Genomic DNA, 5,864 nt, shown 5'->3' on the forward strand with positions numbered 1-5,864 from the left:
GGGTGGTTAAAGGGGTGAAGGCCCCGCACCTGGTGGTGTGGGGCCTTCACTGTAATGGTTGTCCGGCGGTGTCCTACTCTCCCACACTCTCTCGGGTGCAGTACCATCGGCGCTGTGGGTCTTAGCTTCCGGGTTCGGAATGGGACCGGGCGTTTCCCCCACGCTATGACCGCCGTAACTCTTGCTACCAGGTGTGCCCTATCCCGGCTGGCGGGGGGGTGTGCTGGTAAATCTGTGGTTACATCATCCACGCCGCCGCCTGGGTTGTGCCCGGGTGGTGGGTGGGTGTGTGTCGTGTATTCAGTTATGCCCTCGTGTCCCGCCCACTTGTGGTGGGGGTTGTAGGGGGGTTCGGCGGTTGTTGGTTGGGAACCGCATAGTGGACGCGTAGCATGTTTGATCTTCACCCTCCCGTGGTTTCCAGCCGGGGGTTTGGTGGTTCCCTTGGGCGGTTCCGTTGCCGGCCGCTGGGGGGTTCCACGTGGTCCCTGGTGGGGGTGGGTGTGTGGTGTAAGTTATCGGCTTATTAGTACCGGTCAGCTTCACAGGTCTTTAGTCCCTGCTTCCACATCCGGCCTATCAACCCAGTGGTCTGGCTGGGGGCCTCTCACACACGAGGTGTATGGAAATCTCATCTTGAAGCAGGCTTCCCGCTTAGATGCTTTCAGCGGTTATCCCATCCGAACGTAGCTAATCAGCGGTGCACTTGGCAGTACAACTGACACACCAGAGGTTCGTCCGTCCCGGTCCTCTCGTACTAAGGACAGCCCTTCTCAAATTTCCTGCGCGCGCAGCGGATAGGGACCGAACTGTCTCACGACGTTCTAAACCCAGCTCGCGTACCGCTTTAATGGGCGAACAGCCCAACCCTTGGGACCTACTCCAGCCCCAGGATGCGACGAGCCGACATCGAGGTGCCAAACCATGCCGTCGATATGGACTCTTGGGCAAGATCAGCCTGTTATCCCCGAGGTACCTTTTATCCGTTGAGCGACGGCCATTCCACAATGTACCGCCGGATCACTAGTCCCGACTTTCGTCCCTGCTCGAGATGTCTCTCTCACAGTCAAGCTCCCTTGTGCACTTACACTCGCCACCTGATTGCCAACCAGGCTGAGGGAACCTTTGGGCGCCTCCGTTACTTTTTAGGAGGCAACCGCCCCAGTTAAACTACCCATCAGGCACTGTCCCTGACCCGGATTACGGGCCGAAGTTAGATATCCAGAGTGACCAGAGTGGTATTTCAACGATGACTCCACGTGAACTGGCGTCCACGCTTCACAGTCTCCCACCTATCCTACACAAGCCACACCGAACACCAATACCAAACTATAGTGAAGGTCTCGGGGTCTTTCCGTCCTGCTGCGCGTAACGAGCATCTTTACTCGTACTGCAATTTCGCCGAGTTTATGGTTGAGACAGCGGGGAAGTCGTTACTCCATTCGTGCAGGTCGGAACTTACCCGACAAGGAATTTCGCTACCTTAGGATGGTTATAGTTACCACCGCCGTTTACTGGGGCTTAAATTCCCAGCTTCGTCCCACGCAAGCGTGAAACTAACCGGTCCTCTTAACCTTCCAGCACCGGGCAGGAGTCAGTCCGTATACATCGTCTTGCGACTTCGCACGGACCTGTGTTTTTAGTAAACAGTCGCTTCCCCCTGGTCTCTGCGGCCCTGATCCGCTCCGGTGAGCAAGTCACCATCACAGTTGGGGCCCCCCTTCTCCCGAAGTTACGGGGGCATTTTGCCGAGTTCCTTAACCATAATTCTCTCGATCGCCTTAGTATTCTCTACCTGATCACCTGTGTCGGTTTGGGGTACGGGCGGCTAAAACCTCGCGCCGATGCTTTTCTCGGCAGCATAGGATCACCAAATTCCCCCATACGGGGGTCCCATCAGATCTCAGGCCCGTGATCGAACACAAGAACGCGGATTTGCCTACGTTCTGCCCTACATCCTTAGACCGGGACAACCATCGCCCGGCTTGGCTACCTTCCTGCGTCACACCTGTTAATACGCTTACCTCCCGAGATCAGGTCCCGCGATCCACAAAAAACCACGTCACCACAAGGGTGGGCGGTCATGCTTCTGGCGGTTAGTATCCCTCGATCAGTATTGGCGGTTTTTCGCCGGTACGGGAATATCAACCCGTTGTCCATCGACTACGCCTGTCGGCCTCGCCTTAGGTCCCGACTTACCCAGGGCAGATTAGCTTGACCCTGGAACCCTTGATCATTCGGCGGACGGGTTTCTCACCCGTCTTTCGCTACTCATGCCTGCATTCTCACTCGTGTAGGCTCCACCGCTGGTTTACACCGCGACTTCACTGCCCACACGACGCTCCCCTACCCATCCACACCCTTGAACCAAGAGAACAAGTCTCCGGCTTGGGATATATGTGAATGCCACAACTTCGGCGGTGTACTTGAGCCCCGCTACATTGTCGGCGCGGAATCACTTGACCAGTGAGCTATTACGCACTCTTTCAAGGGTGGCTGCTTCTAAGCCAACCTCCTGGTTGTCTGGGCAACTCCACATCCTTTCCCACTTAGCACACGCTTAGGGGCCTTAGTTGGTGGTCTGGGCTGTTTCCCTCTCGACTATGAAGCTTATCCCCCACAGTCTCACTGCTGCGCTCTCACTTACCGGCATTCGGAGTTTGGCTGACGTCAGTAACCTTGTAGGGCCCATTAGCCATCCAGTAGCTCTACCTCCGATAAGAAACACGCAACGCTGCACCTAAATGCATTTCGGGGAGAACCAGCTATCACGAAGTTTGATTGGCCTTTCACCCCTACCCACAGCTCATCCCCTCCATTTTCAACTGAAGTGGGTTCGGTCCTCCACGACGTCTTACCGTCGCTTCAACCTGGCCATGGGTAGATCACTTCGCTTCGGGTCTAGATCACGCCACTCCGTTCGCCCTATTCAGACTCGCTTTCGCTACGGCTTCCCCACACGGGTTAACCTCGCGACGTAACACTAACTCGCAGGCTCATTCTTCAAAAGGCACGCCGTCACAACTACAAGGCTGCTCCGACGGTTTGTAGGCACACGGTTTCAGGTACTATTTCACTCCCCTCCCGGGGTACTTTTCACCTTTCCCTCACGGTACTGGTCCGCTATCGGTCATCAGGGAGTATTTAGGCTTACCAGGTGGTCCTGGCAGATTCGCACGGGATTTCTCGGGCCCCGTGCTACTTGGGATCCTCTCCAAACGGCGTCACGCATTACGGTTACGGGACTAACACCCTCTCCGGCCGGGCTTTCAAACCCGTTCACCTATACGCACGCACTCATTTCACCAGTCCGGCAGAACTGGAACGGAAAGTCCCACAACCCCAGTGATGCAACGCCCGCCGGCTATCACACACCACTGGTTTAGCCTGATCCGCGTTCGCTCGCCACTACTGACGGAATCACTATTGTTTTCTCTTCCTGTGGGTACTGAGATGTTTCACTTCCCCACGTTCCCTCCACGTACCCTATGTGTTCAGATACGGGTCACCCGGTCACTCGCGCGCCGGGCGGGGTTTCCCCATTCGGACATCCTGGGATCAAAGTTCGGTTATCAACTCCCCCAGGCTTATCGCAGATTCCCACGTCCTTCTTCGGCTCCTGATGCCAAGGCATCCACCGTGTGCCCTTAAAAACTTGACCACTAAGATCAAAAACATATCGAGAGAACCAGGCCCGAACACGAAGTCCGGAACCAGATTCTATAGAAATTGCTTCTTTTTAAGATGCTCGCGTCCACTATGCAGTTCTCAACCAACAACCCCAACACACCCACACACACCAACAAACACGGTGCGCGCAGCATGCGCAGGAAAAAACCAGAAACAACCAAACCCCACCCCACCCGGACCACACCCCCGGCAAACAACACCAGGACCACAACCCAGACAGAACAAGGCCCTGTTATCTCAGGACCCAACAGTGTGCCAAACGATCACCCACCAACACCCAACACCACGCTTTCCAGAAACACACCCCGGAACCCCCTCACAGGAGAACCAGGACACGCAACGTACTCACACACCATCAGACACCGACAGGCACCTATCCATTGATATTCCACCCATGAGCACCCACCGCGGAACAAACGCCCGCGCTATGGGCTAACTCCTGCAAGCCACACACCCACCACTGAGGGCGGACACATGAACCTGAGGCGCTCCTTAGAAAGGAGGTGATCCAGCCGCACCTTCCGGTACGGCTACCTTGTTACGACTTAGTCCCAATCGCCGGTCCCACCTTCGACGGCTCCCTCCCACAAGGGGTTAGGCCACCGGCTTCGGGTGTTACCAACTTTCGTGACTTGACGGGCGGTGTGTACAAGGCCCGGGAACGTATTCACCGCAGCGTTGCTGATCTGCGATTACTAGCGACTCCAACTTCATGAGGTCGAGTTGCAGACCTCAATCCGAACTGAGACCGGCTTTTTGGGATTAGCTCCACCTCACAGTATCGCAACCCTTTGTACCGGCCATTGTAGCATGCGTGAAGCCCAAGACATAAGGGGCATGATGATTTGACGTCGTCCCCACCTTCCTCCGAGTTGACCCCGGCAGTCTCCCATGAGTCCCCGGCATAACCCGCTGGCAACATGGAACGAGGGTTGCGCTCGTTGCGGGACTTAACCCAACATCTCACGACACGAGCTGACGACAACCATGCACCACCTGTAAACCGGCCACAAGTGGCTGACACATCTCTGCATCATTCCGGTTCATGTCAAGCCTTGGTAAGGTTCTTCGCGTTGCATCGAATTAATCCGCATGCTCCGCCGCTTGTGCGGGCCCCCGTCAATTCCTTTGAGTTTTAGCCTTGCGGCCGTACTCCCCAGGCGGGGCACTTAATGCGTTAGCTACGGCGCGGAAAACGTGGAATGTCCCCCACACCTAGTGCCCAACGTTTACGGCATGGACTACCAGGGTATCTAATCCTGTTCGCTCCCCATGCTTTCGCTCCTCAGCGTCAGTTACAGCCCAGAGACCTGCCTTCGCCATCGGTGTTCCTCCTGATATCTGCGCATTTCACCGCTACACCAGGAATTCCAGTCTCCCCTACTGCACTCTAGTCTGCCCGTACCCACCGCAGATCCGGAGTTAAGCCCCGGACTTTCACGGCAGACGCGACAAACCGCCTACGAGCTCTTTACGCCCAATAATTCCGGATAACGCTTGCGCCCTACGTATTACCGCGGCTGCTGGCACGTAGTTAGCCGGCGCTTCTTCTGCAGGTACCGTCACCAACCCAAAGGCCAGCTTCTTCCCTACTGAAAGAGGTTTACAACCCGAAGGCCTTCATCCCTCACGCGGCGTCGCTGCATCAGGCTTGCGCCCATTGTGCAATATTCCCCACTGCTGCCTCCCGTAGGAGTCTGGGCCGTGTCTCAGTCCCAGTGTGGCCGGTCACCCTCTCAGGCCGGCTACCCGTCGTCGCCTTGGTAGGCCATTACCCCACCAACAAGCTGATAGGCCGCGAGTCCATCCAAAACCACAAAAGCTTTCCACCAACATGGCATGCGCCAGAAGGTCGTATCCAGTATTAGACCCGGTTTCCCAGGCTTATCCCAGAGTCAAGGGCAGGTTACTCACGTGTTACTCACCCGTTCGCCACTAATCCCCCCACAAGTGAGGTTCATCGTTCGACTTGCATGTGTTAAGCACGCCGCCAGCGTTCATCCTGAGCCAGGATCAAACTCTCCGTAAATGCATTACAGACACAACAACGAAACCCGGGAAAACGGGCAACACTGCTGCACAAAATTCGAAACCAGCCAAAAAAACCAGCCACCACACAAAAGGCGCGGCAACCAGCAAATTCAACCAATCAAAAAACAATCGGTATCAACAAA

3 rRNA genes are annotated in these 5,864 nt (G+C 55.9%); all 3 read right to left on the minus strand.

Annotated features, from left to right (window positions below):
- Positions 1-60: 60 nt before the first annotated feature.
- The 3 genes from rrf to FDK12_RS14920 all read right to left on the minus strand — a co-directional run bounded on the left by rrf (position 61) and on the right by FDK12_RS14920 (position 5,719).
- Positions 61-177 (minus strand): 5S ribosomal RNA (rrf, locus tag FDK12_RS14910).
- 328 nt (positions 178-505) lie between these two features.
- Positions 506-3,661 (minus strand): 23S ribosomal RNA (locus tag FDK12_RS14915).
- Between the two features lie 525 nt (positions 3,662-4,186).
- Positions 4,187-5,719, minus strand: a 16S ribosomal RNA gene (locus FDK12_RS14920).
- Together the 16S, 23S and 5S rRNA genes form the textbook arrangement of a ribosomal RNA operon.
- Between the last annotated feature and the right edge of the window lie 145 nt (positions 5,720-5,864).

This window comes from Arthrobacter sp. NamB2 (assembly GCF_005281365.1).
Classification (GTDB): domain Bacteria; phylum Actinomycetota; class Actinomycetes; order Actinomycetales; family Micrococcaceae; genus Arthrobacter_D.